21 protein-coding genes and 1 tRNA gene are annotated in these 20,742 nt (G+C 58.9%); 7 read left to right on the top strand and 15 right to left on the bottom strand.

All coding sequences use genetic code 11. From position 1 onward, the window contains the following. Positions 1-351: 351 nt before the first annotated feature. Complete coding sequence (locus Q0G85_RS05055; protein ID WP_297155341.1) at positions 352-1,575, bottom strand: aminotransferase class V-fold PLP-dependent enzyme; 1,224 nt, start codon at positions 1,573-1,575, stop codon at positions 352-354. Between the two features lie 51 nt (positions 1,576-1,626). On the opposite strand from Q0G85_RS05055, the gene pyrE reads away from it, so the two are divergent. Beyond that, positions 1,627-2,307, top strand: a complete 681-nt coding sequence (pyrE, locus tag Q0G85_RS05050; RefSeq protein ID WP_297155339.1) for an orotate phosphoribosyltransferase — start codon at positions 1,627-1,629, stop codon at positions 2,305-2,307. Between the two features lie 126 nt (positions 2,308-2,433). Here the strand turns inward: pyrE and Q0G85_RS05045 are convergent, their stop codons facing one another. The 5 genes from Q0G85_RS05045 to Q0G85_RS05025 all read right to left on the bottom strand — a co-directional run bounded on the left by Q0G85_RS05045 (position 2,434) and on the right by Q0G85_RS05025 (position 5,626). Beyond that, positions 2,434-3,036, bottom strand: a complete 603-nt coding sequence (locus tag Q0G85_RS05045) for a hypothetical protein (RefSeq protein ID WP_297155337.1) — start codon at positions 3,034-3,036, stop codon at positions 2,434-2,436. A gap of 74 nt (positions 3,037-3,110) precedes the next feature. Next, positions 3,111-3,608 carry a hypothetical protein gene (locus tag Q0G85_RS05040; protein ID WP_297155335.1) on the bottom strand — a complete coding sequence of 166 codons (498 nt, stop codon included), beginning with the start codon at positions 3,606-3,608 and terminating at the stop codon, positions 3,111-3,113. Positions 3,609-3,632: 24 nt separating this feature from the next. Beyond that, on the bottom strand, positions 3,633-4,361 hold the full coding sequence (locus Q0G85_RS05035; protein WP_297155333.1) for a hypothetical protein: 729 nt from the start codon (positions 4,359-4,361) through the stop codon (positions 3,633-3,635). A gap of 28 nt (positions 4,362-4,389) precedes the next feature. After that, positions 4,390-5,184, bottom strand: coding sequence for a hypothetical protein (locus Q0G85_RS05030; RefSeq protein WP_297155331.1), 795 nt, complete (start codon positions 5,182-5,184; stop codon positions 4,390-4,392). Between the two features lie 10 nt (positions 5,185-5,194). Continuing rightward, complete coding sequence (locus Q0G85_RS05025) at positions 5,195-5,626, bottom strand: hypothetical protein (RefSeq protein WP_297155329.1); 432 nt, start codon at positions 5,624-5,626, stop codon at positions 5,195-5,197. Positions 5,627-5,821: 195 nt separating this feature from the next. On the opposite strand from Q0G85_RS05025, the gene Q0G85_RS05020 reads away from it, so the two are divergent. The 3 genes from Q0G85_RS05020 (at position 5,822) to Q0G85_RS05010 (ending at position 7,331) form a co-directional block, all read left to right on the top strand. Beyond that, complete coding sequence (locus Q0G85_RS05020; protein ID WP_297155327.1) at positions 5,822-6,298, top strand: RNA polymerase sigma factor; 477 nt, start codon at positions 5,822-5,824, stop codon at positions 6,296-6,298. A gap of 12 nt (positions 6,299-6,310) precedes the next feature. After that, positions 6,311-7,141 carry a hypothetical protein gene (locus Q0G85_RS05015; protein ID WP_297155325.1) on the top strand — a complete coding sequence of 277 codons (831 nt, stop codon included), beginning with the start codon at positions 6,311-6,313 and terminating at the stop codon, positions 7,139-7,141. A gap of 115 nt (positions 7,142-7,256) precedes the next feature. Continuing rightward, positions 7,257-7,331 (top strand) — tRNA-Thr (locus Q0G85_RS05010). 60 nt (positions 7,332-7,391) lie between these two features. Here Q0G85_RS05010 and Q0G85_RS05005 read toward each other — a convergent pair. Further along, positions 7,392-7,853, bottom strand: a complete 462-nt coding sequence (locus Q0G85_RS05005; RefSeq protein ID WP_297155323.1) for a universal stress protein — start codon at positions 7,851-7,853, stop codon at positions 7,392-7,394. A gap of 208 nt (positions 7,854-8,061) precedes the next feature. On the opposite strand from Q0G85_RS05005, the gene Q0G85_RS05000 reads away from it, so the two are divergent. Beyond that, complete coding sequence (locus Q0G85_RS05000; RefSeq protein WP_297155322.1) at positions 8,062-9,408, top strand: putative DNA modification/repair radical SAM protein; 1,347 nt, start codon at positions 8,062-8,064, stop codon at positions 9,406-9,408. Then, positions 9,405-10,280, top strand: coding sequence for a TIGR03915 family putative DNA repair protein (locus Q0G85_RS04995; RefSeq protein ID WP_297155321.1), 876 nt, complete (start codon positions 9,405-9,407; stop codon positions 10,278-10,280). Before Q0G85_RS05000 ends, Q0G85_RS04995 begins: the two co-directional genes overlap by 4 nt. On the opposite strand, the gene Q0G85_RS04990 is transcribed toward Q0G85_RS04995, so the two are convergent. The 8 genes from Q0G85_RS04990 to Q0G85_RS04955 all read right to left on the bottom strand — a co-directional run bounded on the left by Q0G85_RS04990 (position 10,202) and on the right by Q0G85_RS04955 (position 19,644). Then, on the bottom strand, positions 10,202-11,170 hold the full coding sequence (locus Q0G85_RS04990; RefSeq protein WP_297155319.1) for a radical SAM protein: 969 nt from the start codon (positions 11,168-11,170) through the stop codon (positions 10,202-10,204). The genes Q0G85_RS04995 and Q0G85_RS04990 overlap by 79 nt on opposite strands. A gap of 431 nt (positions 11,171-11,601) precedes the next feature. Then, entirely contained in the window at positions 11,602-12,534 is a 933-nt protein-coding gene (locus tag Q0G85_RS04985; RefSeq protein WP_297155317.1) for an NAD(P)-binding domain-containing protein, read from the bottom strand. An 8-nt stretch (positions 12,535-12,542) separates the two neighbouring features. Further along, positions 12,543-13,466 (bottom strand): DegV family protein, encoded by a 924-nt coding sequence (locus tag Q0G85_RS04980; protein ID WP_297155315.1) that lies wholly within the window; start codon positions 13,464-13,466, stop codon positions 12,543-12,545. Between the two features lie 62 nt (positions 13,467-13,528). Further along, positions 13,529-14,983 carry a nicotinate phosphoribosyltransferase gene (locus Q0G85_RS04975; protein ID WP_297155313.1) on the bottom strand — a complete coding sequence of 485 codons (1,455 nt, stop codon included), beginning with the start codon at positions 14,981-14,983 and terminating at the stop codon, positions 13,529-13,531. Between the two features lie 9 nt (positions 14,984-14,992). Further along, positions 14,993-16,438, bottom strand: a complete 1,446-nt coding sequence (gene ricT, locus Q0G85_RS04970) for a regulatory iron-sulfur-containing complex subunit RicT (RefSeq protein ID WP_297155311.1) — start codon at positions 16,436-16,438, stop codon at positions 14,993-14,995. Beyond that, on the bottom strand, positions 16,416-17,567 hold the full coding sequence (locus Q0G85_RS04965; protein WP_297155309.1) for a DNA polymerase III subunit delta': 1,152 nt from the start codon (positions 17,565-17,567) through the stop codon (positions 16,416-16,418). Before Q0G85_RS04965 ends, ricT begins: the two co-directional genes overlap by 23 nt. Beyond that, a complete protein-coding gene (gene tmk, locus Q0G85_RS04960; RefSeq protein ID WP_297155307.1) occupies positions 17,560-18,483 on the bottom strand; it encodes a dTMP kinase in 924 nt (307 codons plus the stop codon). Before tmk ends, Q0G85_RS04965 begins: the two co-directional genes overlap by 8 nt. A 6-nt stretch (positions 18,484-18,489) precedes the next feature. Beyond that, positions 18,490-19,644, bottom strand: a complete 1,155-nt coding sequence (locus Q0G85_RS04955; protein ID WP_297155305.1) for an NADP-dependent malic enzyme — start codon at positions 19,642-19,644, stop codon at positions 18,490-18,492. A 185-nt stretch (positions 19,645-19,829) separates the two neighbouring features. On the opposite strand from Q0G85_RS04955, the gene Q0G85_RS04950 reads away from it, so the two are divergent. Next, positions 19,830-20,741 carry a fumarate hydratase gene (locus Q0G85_RS04950; RefSeq protein ID WP_367116869.1) on the top strand — a complete coding sequence of 304 codons (912 nt, stop codon included), beginning with the start codon at positions 19,830-19,832 and terminating at the stop codon, positions 20,739-20,741. Position 20,742 lies beyond the last annotated feature (1 nt).

Below are 20,742 nucleotides of genomic sequence, written 5' to 3'. Positions count from 1 at the left end.
ACCTCGAATGCGGCGACGCCATGGTCTACTGGACCAGGCAGATCGCCGACATGTCAACGGTGGTTTAACATAGAGCTCGCCGGCGAAGCCGCAAACGCCACGACACGCCCGACTCATCACCCGAACCGCGAGCAAACCGCCACCGTAGGCCTCGCGGCGGCGCAAGTCCGAAATAGATTAGCTTGTGCCCCGTCACCCAAGCATCAGCCAACTCATCGCCCGAGCCGCGAGTGCTGCTCGACTCGATCGCCGACTTCCGCACGAGCCCAGAAGCCCCACCCGAGCACGAATACCAGCGAGAAACCCAGCGACACATTCCAATCAATCCGCGCGCTGGCCCCGTGCCAACACCTAACGCAGCGCCTGCGCGATTTCCTCCACCGCCGCAAGCGCAACCTCGACTTCCGCCTGCGTGTTGAAGCTGGAGAAACTCGCGCGCACGACGCCCTGCTCCGCCGTTCCGAGCGCCTTGTGCATAAGCGGCGCACAGTGGGCACCGGGGCGCGTGCAAATCCCGAAATCAGCATCGAGCCGCGCGGAGACCTCGCCCGAGTCGGCGTCGCCGATGTTGAAGGCGACGATCCCCGAACGCCCAAAGCTCGCATGCCCGCCGTACATCACGATCCCAGGAACGCTCGCCAGCCCGCGCTCGAAACGCTCGACAAGCCCAGCCACCTGGGCAGCAATCGCAGCCGGCGTCTTCCCCGTCACGTACTCCACGCCAGCGGCAAGCCCGGCCAAGCCATGTGCGTTTTCCGTTCCCGCCTCAAGCGACTCGGGCATGAAAGACGGTTGGCGCTCATCGAAGCTGTGCACGCCCGACCCGCCTTCGAGAAGCGGCGCAATTTCAAGCCCCTCGCGGACGATAAGGCCACCTGTCCCCTGCGGGCCGTAGAGGCTTTTGTGCCCGGTGAAACAAAGCACGTCCACCCCAAGCGCGGCCATGTCGACCGGCATCGCCCCCGCCGTTTGCGCCGCATCCAAAACGAACAGAGCGCCTGCGTCGTGAGCCATCGCAGTCATGCGCGCAACATCGTACACATCGCCCGTCACGTTCGACGCATGCGTGGCGGCGACCACGTCCGCCCCACCCTCAAGCGCACGCTCGTAGGATTCCCAATCAAGCGACCCATCAGGAAGAATGCGCGCAACCTCCACCTGTACCCCACGCATATCGCGAGCGCGGAAAAGCGGCCGCAGCACCGAGTTGTGCGATGCGGCCGTAGTGACGGCGCGCCCTCCATCAGGCAAAAGGCCAGCAATAGCGATGTTGAGCGCCATCGTGGCGTTCATGGCGAACGAGACGCGGGAAGCATCCGGCGCACCGAGCAGCCCCGCCACGGCCGAGCGCGCCTCGAACACGGCCATGCTCGCCGCAAGCGCCGCCGCATGCGAGCCGCGTCCCGGGCCACCGAACGAACCGATCGCGTTTGCCACCGCACGAGCCACACCGTCGGGCTTCTTAAGCGTCGTCGCCGCATTATCGAGGTAAATCACGTGAGCGCCTTTCGGGAAATCCGCCCGCAGACGAGCAGTATCCGCCGCAGGCGTCGAGTTCTTGTATAGTAGAATCATACCGCGAAAACGACTCGCGCGGCCACGCGCACGACAGGGAAAGGACGCCCCATGGAGCAGTACAAGCAGGAGTTCATCGAGTTCATGGTCGAAAGCCATGTGCTCAAGTTCGGCGAATTCACGTTGAAAAGCGGCCGCAAGTCCCCGTTTTTCATGAACGCGGGCGCCTATGTGACGGGTGATCAGCTGCATCGTCTGGGGCTCTACTACGCGCGCGCAATCCACGACAACTTCGGGCTCGACTTCGACGTCGTGTTCGGCCCCGCGTACAAGGGCATCCCCCTGTCAGTCGTAACGGCGATGGGGCTTCACGAGCTCTACGGCAAAGAAGTGAAGTACTGCTCGAATCGTAAGGAAGCGAAGGACCACGGCGAGGGCGGCAACCTGCTCGGGCACGTACTCGAAGACGGCGACCGCGTCGTCATGGTGGAGGATGTCACCACGTCGGGCAAGTCGATCGACGAGACCTACCCTCTCATCACCGGCGCCGCGAACATCGAGGTCAAAGGCCTTATGGTCTCGCTCAACCGCATGGAGGTCGGCAAGGACGGCGTGAAGTGCGCCTGCGACGAGGTGTCGGAGAAGTACGGCTTCCCCACGGCGAGCATCGTGAACATGGCCGAAGTGACCGAGTGCCTCTACAACCGCGAAGTGCAGGGCGAGGTCCTCATCAACGACGACATCAAGGCCGCTATCGACGCATATTACAAAGAATGGGGCGCGAAGGAATAATCTCGCTCACTTGATTAAGCGGGCGAGAAGGCTCCAGGGCACGCCAAGCCGCACCTTCTCGCCCGCCCCAGCTTAGCCGGATCTCGCCCGCCCCGGCTAAGCCGCACCTCCTCGCCCGCCACCTCGTTAATGGATGATTTCCACGTTTCTCAGCATGTTCTCGGCAAGAGCGACTTCTTGCGCTCGATCCTCTCCCTCAACCAGCCCAAGATATGTCAGCCCCACGCCAATGAGCCGATCGTTCCAGAAATAGCTCGCAACGCGCATCTCCGCAGCCTTGTTCTTGTCCGCCTTCTCATATGCGGCGTAAATGAGAATAGACTCACCGTTTCCTTTGTCGATATCGTCAACGAGGCGAAATTCCGGATCGGTCATTTCAGGACGCGGAAGCGTGAAGTTGTCGATAGCGCTTTTCACATCTTGGCTGGAAACATCGCCATCATTGACCTCGGAAAACATCGAGAGCGAACGAAAGTTATGGTTTTCCTCCTCGCCCGACACCAAAAGCGTGGGCTCAAGATACGTCACTTCATTTAAAGAGAAGAGCGCATTATACGCGTCAAGAAATGTGACGAAGCCTCTTTCGTGGTAGAAGCTGTCCCCAGGAACAACCGCGTAAGGTTCCTCGTAATAAATGCGCAGCTTCCCACTATCCACATGGAGAGACGAGTTGTCGCCGTCGCTCGAGGAGCAAGCAGCCAGCGCAAAAACCATCAGCGCGAAAGCCAAAACCGAGGCAACCCTTACAGGAATAGAGAATCGAGAACAGCGCATTCAGTACCCCCTCGTAGCCAACTATCCAATTATCCAATTATCTCAATAGCATTTTCTTCTGTTCCAATTTCGTGCATGTTACACGCAGGGTCTCTAATTTTGCCATAGCCCCATGCAAAGCCATCCCCTTTCATGAGCTCATTATAGTAATGGCTTTCAATCGCATTGCCAGCGGGATTATCGAAAAAGTTAGTTACTACTGGTCCCCATTCCACTACTTTGGGGTCACCGAAAACATAAATGGTTACACCAGCCTGCGACACAATTGCCCCGGGCATTACCGACCGGTTGGTGTTTTTGACCCACATCCAGGATTCATAAATATTGAAAAGGGCACCATACGATCTTCCGTCATATCCGTTTCTCCATCCGTAGTTAACGTAATCCCCCTCGTGCCAAAAGCCCCTTTCATGATACTGACCAAACTTCTTTGCCGCATATGCCGTGCCCGTAAATGCACCAGCTAAAAGAGCGATACAAACCAATACGCAAATCATAATTACACTTCGACATCTCGAACCGCCCATCGTCGCACTCCCTCCTTTGCTACTTTACATACGATCGACTTCGTATACGCCAACGATCGTCGACCCATCGCTCGCATAAACGGGAACCTCAATACAAACGTCCTTTTGAGCCTCTTTGTAAATGGAGGCAAACAGCTGCTCGTTGATGGCGAAACCCCCCGACAGGAGCAATTCATCCGAATTGTCATCAGCGCCCATAGCTATGGTTGCGATTTCGTTAGCCTTGGCCGACGAAATGACTCCTTCTTCTAAAGCCACGGCAATTCTCTGAGTTGCAGCGCCTTGCATGGCATCCTTTGCTTTTAGCATACCGTTTGCCTGAACGAGAAGATTGCCGATTTCGTAAGCTTCGTCGTAGGTGAGAACCTCAAAACCAAAACGTTGATTCGCTGCGTTAGCCAACGCTTGCGCCTTTTTGTCAGCAAGCGAAGCAAGAACCGTCTCAATTTCATCTTGCTCAACTGCTCCTTCAAAGAAAGCATTCGTCATCTCATCGGGCGATACATATCCGATTTCGCCATTAGTGGCTTTCACGCGAACCATATCCGGCATAGCGATAATGCCCTCATCGCCTTCTACCGGCACACCGTAACTCTGGCCATCAGCTCCGATGAAATAATCCGAAGACTCATCAAACAACGCTTCACCGCTCGCAGTCAGGCAGAAGGCGAAGGAAAGGCAGAACGCCGCCGCGACCGCCAAAGCAACTCCAATTGCAGCTCCAGGTTTTTTAAGCGCGCTATAACTTTTCATTCCCGACACCCCTTTTCATTGACTAGAACTAAAGCGAATCAATTACGATTTCCCCGATTACCGTTCTGCCGTCTTTCTCGTATACAGGGAGCGCAATACCCACTGCGTCCTTCGCTTTTTGATAGAAATACGCATACTCCATCGTGCTCATATAGTTAGTTGCAAGCGCTTCCGACAGGCATGAGGAATCAATAATGGCGGCATTTGTTGATTTGTCAAACGACACGGCTTCAGCCACGTCGCTAATAAGTGACATCCTTTGAGATTGAACAACCTTTACCGCGTCCTCTGCGTTTCCACCATGGACTATCTCACCGCCCGAAACAGTTTCGTTAGCCAAAACTGCGGAGCGCACGTCCCCTTCAAGGAGAGTAATCGCTGCTTCTGTTCCACCAACAGAAGTAGTTAAACTCAATGCCTCTTTCACTTCTTCAATGGAAAGCAACTCGTAACCGTAATAAGTATTGGCCGTCTCCGCAAAAACCTTAGCAATAGTTTCAGCCCTATCGGGCATAATAGAATTGAGTTCTTCGGAAGAAAGCTCGAAATCTCTCTGCGTTATCGCCGAATACTCTCCATAGTACATATACCCCCTTTTCCCGTTCGTGGCTATGCATGATACGAGTTCAGGCATTTCCGTACCATTCATTTCAGCTTCAAGCATTGATCCATAGGTGACGCCCTCGCTGTTTACAGGCAAAGGCGCTTCGCCCTTTCCGGAGGCAAAGCCGATCGCATGAGATACGCCGACCACAGCCAAAGCTGCAATCATTACTAACGCGAGCAGTCCGCTGAGTTTTGTTCGATTCGAAGCAGTAATCATTACGCCTCCTCTAGCTATAATTCCAGTCTTCTGCGCCAACAGTTTCAAAATAGCCATCGTCGTACCCGATGGAGCCGCGATAAAGTGCATGCGTCGAATACGTAGCGCAGTAGTAATAATCCGCGCTCCAAGCGCTCGCCAGGATTTTGTTCTCTATAGCATCACCAGCTGAATGAGCAGTTGTCGTATTCACCACAACTTGATCTTTGTAGAAATCGAGGTTTCTATAAGCTTTTGTTCGATTCCTTAACCAATACTGCGGAGCAGTTGTATTCGTGATTTTCGTCCATGTACGCCAGTCCTCGGTAATCCACGATTCTCCCGAATTCTGATACTCGTACGCAGCAGATCTGCCACGCCAAATCTTGCCGTAATATTCCTTGTCAACAGACTGCCCCATACCGGCAAGAGCAACTGCTGGAGCAAGACAAACCAAGAGCATAGCAAGAAGACAAATCCAGATACTTTTTTCTTCACGCCTCTTTCCATTGACTTTCCCTTTCTTTTGAACGACGATGAGCGCATCATGTTGACCGCCCTGTTAGCTATACGCTTCCAAGGCGTGAATTGTTCCCATAGTTAGATTATTTTTGTTTTTCCGAAAGGAAGCTATCTGACAGGCAGATACGTTGACATAGTGACGTACGCAGCAACTGCTTATGGAAGCACCGTCTTCCGCTTTGCTTTCACTCTCCTTCGCTCTTTTCATCAAGCAGAAGACGTTTATCAAGAAACCTTTTTGGCGCTTCACTCCTCGCAGCAGACTTTCGAGAGCGACGAGCATCTTAAAGCTTGGCTTTTGAAGGTTGCTGGCAACCGTTGTCGCACGTTTTTTCGAGAAAAGCAGCGACATCGAGAAGATTTGCTCGATCCGGCTGACTTCGCATCCATGCCCATCGCGGGCGGGGAGACGCCCAGCTCGGAGGCACCCAACGTAGGCGGTGTCTGGGATATTGTAGATACCCTGAACAACGACCAGCGCGAGGCGATTTATCTGTTTTACGTCGAAGGGTATTCAACAGAAGAGATCGCGAAAATCGTAGGCGTATCGAATGCAACCATTCGAACACGCCTCCATCGGGCAAGAGCCAAAATCAAACAGCACCTGAAATGAGGAGGTGACCGCATGACAAGAAGTGAAGAGAAGGGAAGAGAAGACGAATCTTTCAATGCCTTCATCGAACAGTTCAAGCAAACGTCGCTTTCCATCGAGCCACACGCCGACCTGCAAGAAAGAACGCTGGCAATGATAGCGATGAAGCCTTCGAGCCAATCAGAGGAGGTAGAGCACCACTCAACGCCCCTGAAGCGCAACAATCACCCGAAGCGAATGGGCTTTGTGCTTGCCAGCGCAGCTGCTGCATGCCTCATCGTGGCTACCCTATTTGTCGCAAAACCATGGAGCTATGACCCCGTCGAGCACCATTCCGCAGGCGTAACCAGCGCTTTCGCGGAAACTATGCCCGTTAGAATCTCTGGAATGGACGCTGATGGCGAGCAAGCGAGTAATCTCTTCCTTCCCGCAGGAGAAGGAAGAATCGCCCTCCAGTTTTTCGCATCCTTCAGCCTTTCCGCCCCCAGCAAAGGGGCCTGCTCCATGAACATTGGAGGCGAATATGTCGAGATAAACCGCGAAACGCTCCACGACGACCCACGTTCGGAAAGCGAGATCGAAGCATTTAACGAGTCTTGGGGCGAAAACGTGCCTTTAGATTCGACGGACGAGAATACCGTGGCAATCCGCATCTTCATCGACGTAGATGAAGATGCGCGTCAACGTTACTATTCGGGAAATATGAGCACAGACGAAAAACTGTCTTTTTCCGAATGCGCACAAGCGAAAGCGCTAGCCCAGCTGAAAGAAACTACCGTTTCTTTTGATGATGGCACTGGAAAGTTATCGCGCTATCGATTTGAGGGCACGTTTGAGGATTTAAGGCTCTCGGCAATAGACTAGAAAGTATCGAAAAAAGAGCCAGGGCGCTCCCTCGCTACACCCCGATACCTTCGAGGATTTCCCTCTTTTCAGTTGGCGCGTTTTGCCTTATCATGTCTACTTGCGCAAATCACATGCCGGCGTGGCTCAACGGTAGAGCAACTGATTTGTAATCAGTAGGTTGCGGGTTCGATTCCTGCCGCCGGCACCACGAAAAAACAATCCCCCATCTGGTGGTTCGTTCTTTCCAGATGGGGGATTTTTTCGCTCGCTAATCTTTCACCACGAGAACGGGAACCTTCGCCTCTTTCAGGACGAAGCTCGACACGCTTCCCAAGATGCCGCGCAAACCGCCGAGGCCGCGCGACCCCATGATGATGAGGTCGATGTTGTGAGCCGCCGCATACGCGACGATTTGCACGCCGATCGTCGTCTCGCTCTGCACCTCGACATGGATCTCATTCATAAGCCCACGCGTTGCGAGGCGGACGTCGCGCTCGAGCTTTCTTTGCGCCTCGCTTTGGGCTTCCTCGAAAGCCTCCCTCATACCGACAGGCACCGCCGAGCCATACGAAGAATCAAGCCGCTCGATCACCTGGTGCTCGATGTCGAAGATTTGCAGCACGTGAAGCGCACAGCCCGGATCCTCTTTCGCATAGCGGGCCGCTCCCTCGAGCGCCGCATCAGCTGACGCCGAACCATCGTAGGGAACTAAGATATTGTCATAGAGCATGGCAGCTCCTTCCCCATCACGCGTTTGAAACGCAATCCCGAAGACGGCGATGCAACAATCGCCTTGTAACCTAATAATAACGCGCTTCATTATCTGCGAACAGGGACTATGGCGAACTTTCTTCTTCATGGGGAAAGAAAGTGGGCGTTGCGCATCGGCTTCAAGCTTGTTAAAATACGAACAAATATTCGAGCGAACAGGTGTACCCATGAATACCACCGATAAACTGGAAATCCTCGCTGACGCCGCAAAGTACGACGTCGCCTGCACATCCTCCGGAATCGACCGAGGGGCGCGACGCGGGCAACCGGGAAATGCCATGGGTGCGGGATGCTGCCACAGTTTCACCCCCGACGGGCGCTGCATCTCGCTTTTGAAGGTGCTTCTGACGAACGTGTGCATCTATGATTGCGCCTACTGCGTGAACCGCGCGGGCAACGACGTTCCACGCGCCGCATTCACCCCGCGCGAGCTGGCAGATTTAACGATTTCCTTCTACCGGCGTAACTACATCGAGGGGCTGTTCGTAAGCTCGGGTGTTCTGAAAAGCCCCGATTACACAACCGAGCTCATGGTCGAAACGCTGCGCATCCTACGCGACGAGTACGGGTTTCGCGGGTATATCCACGCGAAGGCAGTGCCCGGCACCTCGCCCGAACTCATCGATCGGCTGGGACGCCTGGCCGACCGTATGAGCGTGAACTTGGAGCTCCCCTCGCAAAAAAGTCTCGCCCTGCTCTGCCCTCAGAAACGTAAGGAGCAGCTTTTAGCCCCGATGCGCCAAATTCGCGACTCCATGGCAGAAGACGCCGACACACAGGCGCTCGTTCGCAAAAACACGACGTACTACTCGCAGAATCGACCGACAAAACGCGAACGAGCTTTCGTTCCCGCAGGTCAAAGCACGCAAATGATCGTAGGCGCCACACCCGAAAATGACTTTCAGATTCTGAACTTATCGGCGGCGCTCTATCGCGCGCTCTCGCTCAAGCGCGTGTTCTTCAGCGCCTACCTGCCAGTGACTACCGATGAGCGCCTGCCTGCATCGGGCGCAGTGGAGCTCGACCGCGAGCATCGACTCTACCAGGCCGATTGGCTTATGCGTTTCTACAAGTTCGACGTGAGCGAGATAATCGACGAGGACAACCCTTTCCTCGACCCGCTCCTCGACCCGAAGGCGAACTGGGCGATCAACCATCTGGAGCACTTCCCCGTCGAAGTGAACACCGCTCCGCTCGAAGTGCTCTTGCGCGTACCCGGCATCGGCCCACGCGGGGCGCGCCTCATCGTGAAGGCCCGGCGCACCTGCTGTTTACGTGAACCCGAACTGCGCAAACTCGGAATCGCCTACAAGCGTGCGCGCTTCTTCATCACCTGCAACGGGAAATACGCGGGAGGTGGCACGCCCTTCACCCCAGGGGCTTTGCGCGCGCAACTCGCCGCGCCGATTGATGGCGGATGGCACGGACGGCGCGCAGCGAAACAATGCCAAGGGCAGCTCAGCCTCTTCGATCCGTTTGAGGGCCAGAATGTGCAGCAGAAGGTTTGCGCATGATCGCCGCAGAGGAACCGCTTGCCCATGTTGCCTATATCTACGACGGAACACCCGAAGGTCTGCTCACCGCAGTGTTCCAAGCATACGCAAACCACGAGGACCCTGAAGATATTGCACGGGAAGACGCATTCCAGCCCCGCCTTGATCAGAGCGTCCGAACCGTAGCGGCCGACGCCAAGCTCGCCGAGCGTGTGAAGCGAGGGATTATCCGGGCGACGGGGAAATCAGGGTTTGAAGCTGTCCTGCACGCATCGCTCTCCGACGACGCACAAACGGGCACTATCGTCTATCGGTTCGTCCGCTATGCCATGCGCCCCGACGCGCGTCGAGCGGCGATCGGCGAAATCACGCACCCTGCAGTGGCCCCACTTGTCGCACTCGACCGCTCGGTAATGAACGAGCGGCATCTCATGCAACAGTTTTTGCGCTTCGAGCGCCTCGAAGGAAATATATGGTTTGCCCGCTGCTCACCGAAGGCATCAGTCGTGCCGCTGCTTATGGATTGGTTCTCGGCGCGCTTCAACGACGTCCCTTTCATGATTTACGATGAGGCGCATCATATCGCGGGAATCTACGAGGGGTCAGGGTGGTACCTCGTGCAAACCGACGAGCTGAAGCTCCCTGAAAAAGCAGCTGATGAGACATTGATGCAGCAGGCGTGGAAGCGATTCTACGATGCCGTTTCCATCGAAGCGCGCTACCACCCGGAGCTCCGCCGGCAATTCATGCCGAAACGCTTTTGGAAGCATTTGCCTGAAATGGATATGCGCAACGGCGCATCAGGTGCGAACGCCTATTCGCTCAACACGCCCTCGAGGTCGAAGGCGGGAATGAAGCTCTCCTCGGCAGCGCCACCCTCCTGCCAGAAATAATCCTCGATTCCGAGCGAGTCGGCAAAATCGAGCAGCCGCTCATAGTCCTCATCGGGAACGCGACGGGCAAGTTCGGGGCGGCGTTCAAGCTCGCGGCAGGCCCAGGCGTCGCCCGACTTGGCGCTATCCGACAAAACGGGAGTGTACTGGCTCATAATCGAGAGCAGAACTGAGCTGCCGAAATGCTCCCATACCGTTTGCACCACGCGCATGGAATCCTCAAGGGCACCAGGCAGCATCAGATGACGTACCACCACCCCGCGCGTCATGCGCTCATCGCCCTCGTATTCGTCGAAGCAAGGATTGCCCACCTCATCAACCATGGCGGAAATCGCATTGAGAGCGACCTGCGGATAGTCAGGAGCCTTTGAATATCGGGCAGCCAGCTCAGAAGACGCATACTTGAAATCGGCGAGATACACATCCGCATACCCTCGGTTTTCGCGGACGGCGCGAACCGTCTCGTACCCCGAGGTGTTCCAAACGATGGGAAGGTCCATCCCTTGCGCCCGCGCAATATCGAGCGCCACGCGCGCATGCGGCGCATAATGAGTCGGCGTCACGAGGTTGATATTCAGCGCGCCTTTTGCCTGAAGTTCAGAATAGATCTGCGCCAAGCGTTCAATCGATATCTCCGCCCCCGCTTCCCCATCAGCGATGACGGCGTTCTGGCAATAGACGCAGCGAAGCGGACACCACGAGAAGAACACCGTTCCCGAGCCGTGCGTGCCGCTGATCGGCGGCTCTTCCCAGAAGTGCAGCGCAGCACGAGCAATGCGAAGGCGCCCGTCAGCCCCGCAAACACCACGAGCCCCCGCACTGCGGTCAGCTCCGCACGCGCGAGGGCAAAGGTTGCAAGAAGATATGTCAATTTCGCTTTGAGACATCATTCATTCCCGTCGTTTCGACAAGCCGAGATTACCTCCGTGCTCAAACATTCCTACTTTGACGAACAGTCCACTGGACTGTTCGCGTCGTGCGGAACTGCGCGCGGAGGCAATTCTCGACTCGTCGAAACAGCTATTCCGTCCATCAGGTCAAGCCGCAATATGCAGCCTGCGAGTATTCGGAGCTGCCTCCGCGCGCAGTTCCGCAGCGCAGCGAGGACTGTCTGAGCACGGAGGTGGCGCCGAGTACTCGCAAGCGGACGAGCCCGACGTAAACTCGCTGAGCGCCCGAACCCGCCGAATTAGCCGAGCAGCACATCAAGAACAGCCAATACTGGAAGCCCAGGATCACGGAGGCAGTGCCGCATGCTCCCGAGCGGACAGGTCAACTCAATTCGCGGCATTCACGCGAATCGTAGCCAGAGCAGCCAAGCTTAGTTCGCTGAATATCCGAATCCGCCGTGATCGTGGTGATGACCACAACCGCAGTCGTCGTCATCGTCAGCGCCCTGACCATATGCTTCCTCGGCACGCGACCAGTCAAGGCCGTTCTCGGCGCATTCGGCCTCCTCGCCGTAAACCAACGCCAGGGCTGCCGGCGACTTGAAGGAGCCTCCGATCACCTCGAGCAGCTCAACGAGGTGCATCGTCGATTCCGCCTGCGGAAGAATAAGATCAGCATCATCGGCACTCGCGAGCGCTGCCTGCAGCTCCGAGAGGAACATCTCAGCGGTGAACGAGCCTTCGTAACGCTTTTCGCGAACCGCCTCGAGCATTCGCTCGGCGGGCTCGGAGAGGCCAGAAATCGCAACATCGGAGAGGCCGTTCCCCAAAGCGGCACGATGTGCGGCGCGGACCAACGCGTTCGCCTCGATTGCGGAGACTACCGCGGCAGCCTCCTGCAAGGTACGAACTGCACGCATGAGCTGGGCCGTTCCCGCAGCACCGCAGTTCACCACGCGACCGCACACCGCGTCGATCAGCCCACGCGCCGCAGCCACAGCGTCCTCTTCACCCGCAACGTAGCAAACGAGGTTCTCCTGTTCGAAGGGACGCGGGTCGAGCATGTCCTCAAGGGCGATCGGCGCCTCGACAAAACCCAAATCGCTCACTGTGGCAACTGCACCGAGTTCGCGCGCGAAGCCGGGCGTCGAAGCCGAGAAGTCGATGAGCACAGCCCCAGGATGCGCCGCCTGGACGAAGCCTCCTTCATCGAAGTACGCATCCTCCAGCGCTGATTGCGAGGTGCAAAACGTGATGACGGCGCTCGCTTCCTCGATGTCGGCGCAGCGCTCGAAGCCGGTGTTCGCCAAGCGCACGGCGATATCATCGTGAAAGTTCTCGTCACCGAAAAAGATATAACGCATGGGACCCCCTAATTGCCTTTCACTTTACGTGCGATACGGTCTGCCACAGAAAGCTCTTCGCGGCGGTCCTTGCCCCAAAACACCACGGCGAGCATCCCCGGTCCCACATGCGAGCCGATGACCGGGCCGATGCTGCTCTCCAGGAACAAGATATTCTCATCAATCTTCGAAAGAGCCTCTTTCAGACGATCGGCATCCTTCGGGCAGTCGGCGTTGCCGATGACGGCGAAGCGGGCGGCCCCTTCGTCCGCGACGTGCTTCGCGTAATACTCCGCGAGCTGCTTGATGCCCTTCTTCCGTCCGCGCGCGACACCAGTGAGCGAAAGCTTGCCATCGAGCGCGATGTTGAGCAGCGGCTTCACGTCGAGCTTCGATCCAGCGAGCGCAACCGAGGCGGGGATGCGACCGCCGCGGCGAAGCGCCTCGAGGTCCTCGACCATGAACTCGGCGTCGATGTAGTAGCGCGCTTCCTCGGCCCATTCAACCATCTCCTTGGCGGTAAGACCCCGGTCACGCTGGCGAATGGCCTCATAGACCAAAAATCCTTCGGCAATCGATGCCAACAGCGTGTCGACCACGTACAGCTCGGCGTCGGGATGCTCGGCCACAAGCTGGTCGCGGATGATCATAGCGGTGTTGTAGCTGCCGGACAGGCCGCTTGAAAAGCTCAGGCACACTGTCGGAACGCCTGATTCAATTGCGCGGGTGAACACGTCTTGGTACACCGTAATCGGAACTTGGGCCGTCGAGGGCTCGTCGCCGTTGCGCATCGAATCGAAGAAGTCATGCGCCGAGCGCGAGCGATACATGTCGTCGGCATGCTCGCCGTCGCCGGCAATGTAGGGAAACTCTATCAACTCGACGCCTTCGCGATCGACCACGTCAAAGGGCAAATCGCAGCAGGAATCGATAATTAGGTTGCAAGCTGGCATCCATTCTCCTCTTCTCATACGGCGCCGATCGTCGCAGCGCCGGAGTTCTCAAATCGCACCCGTTATTCGAACCCGCGCAGTTTCGCCACCAGATCGCTTCGATGGTCGAACAGCCCGCGCTCGAGCCCCACCGGATACGAATGCGGGTTGAGCATGCGTTTCTGGCTCTCGTCAAGCGTGGCAAGCCCCGCCCTTGCGCGCTCCCGTGCGGCGAGCGCATTGCGGAATTCAGGCGCGAGCACGGTCTTGCCGTTGCGGGCAAGCGGCGCAAGCAGCGTCTCAAAGCGCTTGCCGCCGAGGCGCTTGCGGCGCAGCGAGTCGAGCGGGTCGACAATCGTCTCGCACTCCTGCACGCCGGCGTTGGTGTCGAACACCATATCACCTGCGATATGACCGTCCTCATGATAGTAGCGGCGCACGTCGAGAACGCCGGGGAACGTGAGCTTTTTGGCCGACTCGGAAATTTTCAGGTGATCGACCCACTCGCCGCCCGGCTTGCGCGTCGCGGAGAGCTTGTAGACGCCGCCAAGGGTAGGCTGATCGTAGGCGCAAGCCAGCTTCGTGCCCACACCCCAGGCGCTCACCTGGGCGCCCTCTTCAAGAATCGACTGAATCGTGTATTCGTCGAGGTCGTTGGAGAGCACGATGCCGCAATCGGTGAGCCCCGCCGCATCGAGCTTGCGCCGGGCCATCTTGGCAAGCCACGCTAAGTCGCCCGAGTCGATGCGGATTCCCGAGAGCTTCTCGCCGCGCTCGCGCATTTCGAGCCCGACGGTGATCGCATTATCGATGCCTTGCTCGACGTTGTAGGTGTCCACGAGCAGCGTGCAGTTCTTGGGGAATGCCTCGGCATACGCACGAAACGCCTCAAGCTCGCTCGGAAACGCCATGACCCACGAATGAGCATGCGTGCCCGACACGGGAAGGTTGAACATCTTGCCCGCAAGCACATTCGAGGTGGAAGAGCAGCCGCCCACAATGCTCGCGCGCGATGCCCACAGGCCGCCACCCGCTCCTTGCGCACGGCGCAGGCCGAACTCGGCCACGGGCGCACCTTGCGCTGCCAGGCACACACGCGCTGCCTTCGTCGCGATGAGCGTTTGGAAGTTCACGCAGTTGAGAAGCGCGGCTTCAAGCAGTTGACACTGTATGATTGGGCCCGTCACGCGCACGAGGGGCTCGTTCGGGAACACCACCTGGCCTTCGGGCACGGCGTCGATGTCGACCGTCAACTTAATATCGCGCAGCCATTCCAGGAAATCGGCGGCGAACAGCACACCGCCACCCGGGGCGGGAATCTTCGAAAGATAATCGATGTCCTCGCCCGAAAACCCGTAGGTATCCACCATGTCCGCAAGCTGGGCCATACCGCACGCGATGGCATAACCACCCCTGAACGGCGTGTCACGGAAATACATGTGGAAACACGCCTCGGTATTCTCATGTCCGGATTCCCGATAACCCTGAGCCATCGTGATCTCGTACAAGTCCGTGAGCAGCGCATAATCGATCGGCATCTTAACTCCTTAGGCTTCAGGCTGCGAGCTACCGCCAGCCTTATGGGAGCGCCGACGCGCACGACGATGCTCGTTTTGGGAAGACGCGCCACCCTGTGAAGGCTGATGACCGCCCTCCCCCTGATGGTGGCTTCCCGCAGACTGCTTCTGCGGCTTCGCGCGCAATCCCGAAGACTTCTGCCCAGGACGGGGGCCGCTCTTTTGCTGGGTCTTACCCTCTTCCTTGACGCGTTGCGGCTTCTGTTGCCTGCTCGAGCGCTCCGCCGACTGCTTGCCCTGCTTGGACTCGCCCGCCTTCTGGTCCTGACGACGGCGCGGCTTTCGCTTGCTCGAAGACCCGCGGGAGGCCTGCTTGTCCTGCTTCTTCTCCCGAGAATCCTGCTTGGAAGCATGCTCGCTTTCGGCGGAAACCTTGGTGGAGCGACGACGGCGTGCACGGCGCGGCTCCTCGCTTGAGCGCTCGTCTGCAGAAGCTTTGCGCGAGTTCTTCGAGGAACCCGTGCGACGTACGCTCCCCGCTTCTGCAAGCTTGTCTCTGCCGGTGAACTGGTCGGTCGAGAAAAGCGCGTTGGACATGAACTCCGGCTCATCGGGAGCGTTCGCCTCGTCCCACGCCTCCTGCCCGATCGTGTTCGGGCGCGTGCCCTCTTCGGGCGCATCGAAGGCGGAAAGGGGCACGCGGACAGGCTTCTCGCCCTCAAGGCGCACCGACACGATCTCGCGCGGCACGTCCAAATCGACAACTTTCGCCGGGCCGTCGGGCGTTTTCACCGTGGCGTTCTGCTTAGGTGCGCGGCTCTTGAAATCCTTGTACGCGTCGAATTCGTAGCGCAAGCAGCACATAAGGCGGCCGCATACGCCGGATATTTTCTGAGGGTTGAGGGAGAGGTCCTGCTCCTTGGCCATGCGGATGGACACGGGGCAGAACTCGCCGCCCAATCGGGCGCAGCACAGCTCCTGCCCGCAATGGCCGAGTCCTCCGACCATGCGCGCTTCATCGCGCACGCCGATTTGGCGCATGTCGACGCGCACATGGAAGCGCGAGGCGAGTTTGCGCACGAGCTCGCGAAAGTCGACGCGCTCCTCCGCCTCAAAGTAGAAGACCGCTTTGTCGCCTTCGAGCAGATATTCCACCGATACGGGGTGCATGTCCTCGTTCGCCTCGGCGGCCATCTCCTTGAAGATGGGCAGCGCCTCGCGGCCCAAACGCTCCATCTCAGCGGCGCGCTCCACGTCTTCGGGCGTAGCGATGCGCTTCACGGGCTTGAGCGGCGACTTCAGCTTCTTCACCTGGTCATCGTCGATTTCGAACACGTCTCCGGCAGCTTTGCCGAACTCGACGCCGCGCGCGGTGAGCACCACCACGTCGTCGCCGTTATGGATATCCAAATCACGCGGGTCGAACCACAGCGTGCGGGGATTGAACGCGAGCCTAATAGGTGCGACTCGAACCATACAGAACCTCTCTTACTTCAAACAGCATCGCATCGATGCACGTTTCCAGGGAAACATTATACGAGATAGCCTCGTCGCTTTTACGCAGCGCCGCCAGCGCGGCCGCACAACGGGCCTCGTCGGTGCGTGAGGCGGCCGCCTCGATCTGGGCCTTGACGTCGACGTTCACGATAAGCTCAGGCGTGCCGGCGCAGGTTGCCATCACGTCGCGCAACCATGAGCTCGCGATGGAAAACACCTGATGGAGTGCCTGCGACGTCTTCGCGGTAATCTGACGCTTGTTGCGCGCCTCGATTTGGCGGATCGCCGATTTGGCCAGGAAATCAGCGTTCTCGGAAAGCTCGGCCTCAAGTGCCGCGCGAACCTCGTCGAGCGGAGCCTTCGCCGCCCTCACCAGGCCGGCAGCGAGCTCTATGATATCCCAATCGTCAGCAGAGCCAAGTCGCGACATCGCTTCGACCACGCTTCTTCGAAACGCGAGGCTATCGTTTGACTTCAAAAATTCGCATGCCCGCGTGATCGAGCCCGAGCATGCCTCGATGGCGATGCGCGCGGTCTCGAGCGAGGCGCCCGTGTTCTGACGGATGATGCCCGCGGCCTCGCTTGCGGGGATATGACGGAAGGGAACGACCTGGCAACGCGAAACGATCGTGGGAAGCACGCTTTCCCGCGTACGGCCCAAAAGGATGATCACCACATTCGCCGGCGGCTCCTCGAGCGTCTTCAAAAACGCGTTCGCCGCAGCAGTGCCCAACATATCCACGCGATCGAGGATATAGACCTTCAACTTCGCCTGGATGGGAGCGTAGGATACATCCGACACGATTTCGCGAATCTGCTCGACCAGATAGCCTCCCGCACCCTCGGGCGCGTAATAGCGCACGTCGGGATGCTTGCGCCGAGCGATGCGCGAGCAGGCATCGCACGCGCCGCACAAACCACCGCGCGGGCCCTTCGCGCCCTTGGGACACAGGCACGCCTGGGCAAGCGCATATGCAGCCGCCGTCTTGTTCGACCCCGCCGGGCCGCAGAACAGATACGCCTGGCTCACGTGCTCGCCACGGACACTCGCACGCAAAAAATCGCGTACTTGGGGCTGGCCGAAGATGTTCTCGAACGCATCAGCCACGGCGTCCTCCTTGTCCCCGATTGCCTCGGTTACGGCTCGAACGCGACCTGTGCTTGCCCGAATTCGCCCTCTCATCTCGAGATTTAGTAGAAGAAGACGACGGCGCGCCCTTTCCGCAAGCAGGGCCCTTGCCGCGAGTAGGGCCATCTGCGCAGGCAGACTCGCCCTCGCAAGGGGAAAGCTCGGGCAGAAGATCGGCGAGCTCGCCCGCAACGGCGGCGGCAGTCGCCTTGCGCGACGACTGCGAGCGAACGACGCGAATCCGCTTCGGGTCGCGCTTGGCAAGTTTCAGAAACGCCTTGTTCACACGCGTGTGGAACGCTTCCCCTGCCTGCTCCATCCGGTCCCCCTCGCCTGCCCCGGTCGCGCGGGCAAGGCTTGCACGTGCATTGCCGTACACAAGCAGAATGGTGCGGTCGGGAACGATTCCGCCGGTGGCGAACAGGTTCGCGCGGCGTACGAAGTCGATCGGGAGGCCGCGCCCGTAGGCCTGATAGGCGATCGTCGAGTCGAAGAAGCGGTCGCAAAGCACCACCGCGCCCCTCTCGAGGGCGGGGCGAATCACTTCGCAGACCAGCTGGGCGCGTGCGGCCTCGTAGATCAAAAGCTCGGCCTCGCTCGATATCTGCCCGTTTGCCGGGTCGAGCACCATCGCCCGAAGCGATTCGCCAACGCTCGTGCCGCCGGGCTCGCGCAGGCACACGACCTCGCGCCCCGCACGGCGAAGTTCCTCGGCGACATAGCGGATATGGGTCGATTTCCCCACGCCGTCGCCGCCTTCGAACGTGACGAAGACGCCGCGAGGGGAATTCCCGTCGGGCTGCGCACTCGTCTGCGCCTTGCGCGCATCGGCGCCCGCGCGCCCCTCAACAGGCTGCACAGGCTCGGCGGTATGTCTCTCGGACGTCAACGGCACAAGTCCCTATTCCGTCACGCAATCGCGCACGGCGGCGGCCACCGCCTCGACGGCTCGCGGATCGAAGGGCTCGGGCATGATGAAGTCCTCGCAGAGCTCCTCGTCGGAAACGAGGGCTGCAAGCGCGGATGCGGCGGCGAGCTTCATGTCGTTGGTGATGCGGGTCGCGCGCGCCTCGAGGGCGCCCTTGAAGATACCCGGGAAGGCGACCACGTTGTTGATCTGGTTCGGGAAATCCGAGCGGCCCGTGCCGACGACGCGCGCGCCCGCACGGCGAGCCACGTCGGGGTAAATCTCGGGAACGGGATTGGCCATCGCGAAGAGGATGGCGTCGTCGTTCATGGAGGAAACCATGTCCTCGCTCACGATGTTCGGGGCGGACACACCGACGAAGATGTCGGCGCCGCGCATGGCGTCGGCGAGCGTACCCTCCTCGTCCGCAAGGTTCGTCACATCAAGCATTGCGCGCTGAGCGTCGGTCGCGCCCTCCGACTTCGAGCAGATGATGCCGCACTTATCGCACAGGATGAGGTTCTTGAAACCGAAGCTCAACATGAGCTTGGAGATGGCGATGCCCGCCGACCCCGCACCGTTCACGACCACGCGACACGCTTCCTTCTTCTTCCCCGTAAGGCGAAGTGCGTTGATGACGCCGGAGAGCACGACGATGGCGGTGCCGTGCTGATCATCGTGGAACACGGGGATGTCGAGCTCGTCGATGAGGCGATTTTCGATTTCGAAGCAGCGCGGGGCCGAGATATCTTCCAGATTGATGCCACCGAACGCGGGGGCGATGCGCTTGACCGTCTCGACGATTTCGTCGACATCTTGCGTATCGAGGCAGATGGGCACGGCGTTCACGTTGCCGAAAGCCTTGAAGAGAGCGCACTTGCCCTCCATGACGGGCATCGCGGCCAGAGGGCCGATGTTGCCCAGGCCAAGCACAGCCGAGCCATCGGAGACGACGGCGATGGTGTTCGCCTTTTGCGTATAGGTATAGGCGAGCGCGGGGTCCGCCTCGATCTTCTTGCACGGCTCGGCAACGCCCGGCGTGTACGCGAGTGCCAAATCCTCGCGCGTCTTGATCTCCATCTTCGGGACCGTATTGAGCTTGCCCTGCCACTGCTCATGCAAACGCAGCGATTCCTGCGCGATGTCCATGCCTAACCTCCGAGATTTCTCACTTCGCGCGCCTGTGCGCGCTTCCATACAACCGTAAAAGTATAGCGCTTCGGGTCTCACCGCACCGAAGCCATGTGAGCAAGCGCACAGGCAATCCATCGAGTGGAGCACGCGCTCGCGACATTGCGCCGCTGTTCGAGGTTTCAAACGGAAACTGCCCCCTCGTGCTACACTCAACGCATTTGCATAACGAGAAGGGAAATCGAGTGGAACGCGAAAACGAAACCCTCACGGCGAAACGAGTGGCAAACGCAACTTACGACGCAATCCGCGCCGCCGCTGTCGGACTGCGCGACGATGTGCTTTTTGGCCTAACCGAAGCCCGTGCCATCGAGACGCAACCCCGCGCGCAATCGGTGCTTGATTGCCTGCTGGAAAATGCGCAGATCGCGCGCGAGGACGGCGTGCCCCTGTGCCAGGACACGGGAACCTGCTGGGTAAGGCTCGAAGTCGGCGAGGAGCTCTCCATCCCCGGCGACATCCTCTCCCAGGTCGACGACGCGGTCGCGCGCGCCTACGCCGACGGGCGCCTGCGCATGAGCGTGGTGCGCGATGCGCTGTTCGACCGCGCGAACACCGGCGACAACACGCCCGCATTCACCGAGATCGCAACGCGGCCGGGACACGGCGTGACGCTGCATGTCCTTTTGAAGGGAGGCGGATCGGACAACGCCTCGCGCGTCGTCATGCTCGCACCCGGCGCGGGAATCGAAGGCGTAAAGAAGGTCGTGCTCGACTGCGTGCGCGAGAAGGCCGCGAACGCATGCCCGCCGCTTGTCGTGGGCGTGGGCGTGGGCGCCACCTTCGACAAGGTCGCAGGGCTTGCCAAGCACGCGCTTTTGCGGAAAATCGGAAGTCCCGCCGCAACGCCCGAGCACGCCGCTTTCGAGCGCGAGCTGCTCGACACCATAAACGCGACCAGCATAGGCCCAGGCGCGCTCGGGGGCAAGACCACGGCGCTCGCCGTGCACCTGGAGACGGCACCATGCCATATTGCAGCGCTTCCCGTTGCCGTCAACATGGGGTGCTCGGCCATGCGCAGCGCCTCGATCAACCTTGTGAGCTGGGAGGATTAAC

This window comes from uncultured Ellagibacter sp. (assembly GCF_934617235.1).
Taxonomy (GTDB): domain Bacteria; phylum Actinomycetota; class Coriobacteriia; order Coriobacteriales; family Eggerthellaceae; genus Ellagibacter.
Note: the sequence above shows the minus strand (reverse complement) of the source record. Positions and strands in the feature narration are given on the sequence as shown.

Coding starts and splice junctions, on each gene's coding strand:
- Q0G85_RS05055 (WP_297155341.1), bottom strand. CDS start 1,575: ATGATTCTACTATACAAGAACTCGACGCCTGCGGCGGATACTGCTCGT.
- pyrE (WP_297155339.1), top strand. CDS start 1,627: ATGGAGCAGTACAAGCAGGAGTTCATCGAGTTCATGGTCGAAAGCCAT.
- Q0G85_RS05040 (WP_297155335.1), bottom strand. CDS start 3,608: ATGGGCGGTTCGAGATGTCGAAGTGTAATTATGATTTGCGTATTGGTT.
- Q0G85_RS05035 (WP_297155333.1), bottom strand. CDS start 4,361: ATGAAAAGTTATAGCGCGCTTAAAAAACCTGGAGCTGCAATTGGAGTT.
- Q0G85_RS05030 (WP_297155331.1), bottom strand. CDS start 5,184: ATGATTACTGCTTCGAATCGAACAAAACTCAGCGGACTGCTCGCGTTA.
- Q0G85_RS05025 (WP_297155329.1), bottom strand. CDS start 5,626: ATGCTCTTGGTTTGTCTTGCTCCAGCAGTTGCTCTTGCCGGTATGGGG.
- Q0G85_RS05015 (WP_297155325.1), top strand. CDS start 6,311: ATGACAAGAAGTGAAGAGAAGGGAAGAGAAGACGAATCTTTCAATGCC.
- Q0G85_RS05005 (WP_297155323.1), bottom strand. CDS start 7,853: ATGCTCTATGACAATATCTTAGTTCCCTACGATGGTTCGGCGTCAGCT.
- Q0G85_RS05000 (WP_297155322.1), top strand. CDS start 8,062: ATGAATACCACCGATAAACTGGAAATCCTCGCTGACGCCGCAAAGTAC.
- Q0G85_RS04995 (WP_297155321.1), top strand. CDS start 9,405: ATGATCGCCGCAGAGGAACCGCTTGCCCATGTTGCCTATATCTACGAC.
- Q0G85_RS04990 (WP_297155319.1), bottom strand. CDS start 11,170: ATGATGTCTCAAAGCGAAATTGACATATCTTCTTGCAACCTTTGCCCT.
- Q0G85_RS04985 (WP_297155317.1), bottom strand. CDS start 12,534: ATGCGTTATATCTTTTTCGGTGACGAGAACTTTCACGATGATATCGCC.
- Q0G85_RS04980 (WP_297155315.1), bottom strand. CDS start 13,466: ATGCCAGCTTGCAACCTAATTATCGATTCCTGCTGCGATTTGCCCTTT.
- Q0G85_RS04975 (WP_297155313.1), bottom strand. CDS start 14,983: ATGCCGATCGATTATGCGCTGCTCACGGACTTGTACGAGATCACGATG.
- ricT (WP_297155311.1), bottom strand. CDS start 16,438: ATGGTTCGAGTCGCACCTATTAGGCTCGCGTTCAATCCCCGCACGCTG.
- Q0G85_RS04955 (WP_297155305.1), bottom strand. CDS start 19,644: ATGGACATCGCGCAGGAATCGCTGCGTTTGCATGAGCAGTGGCAGGGC.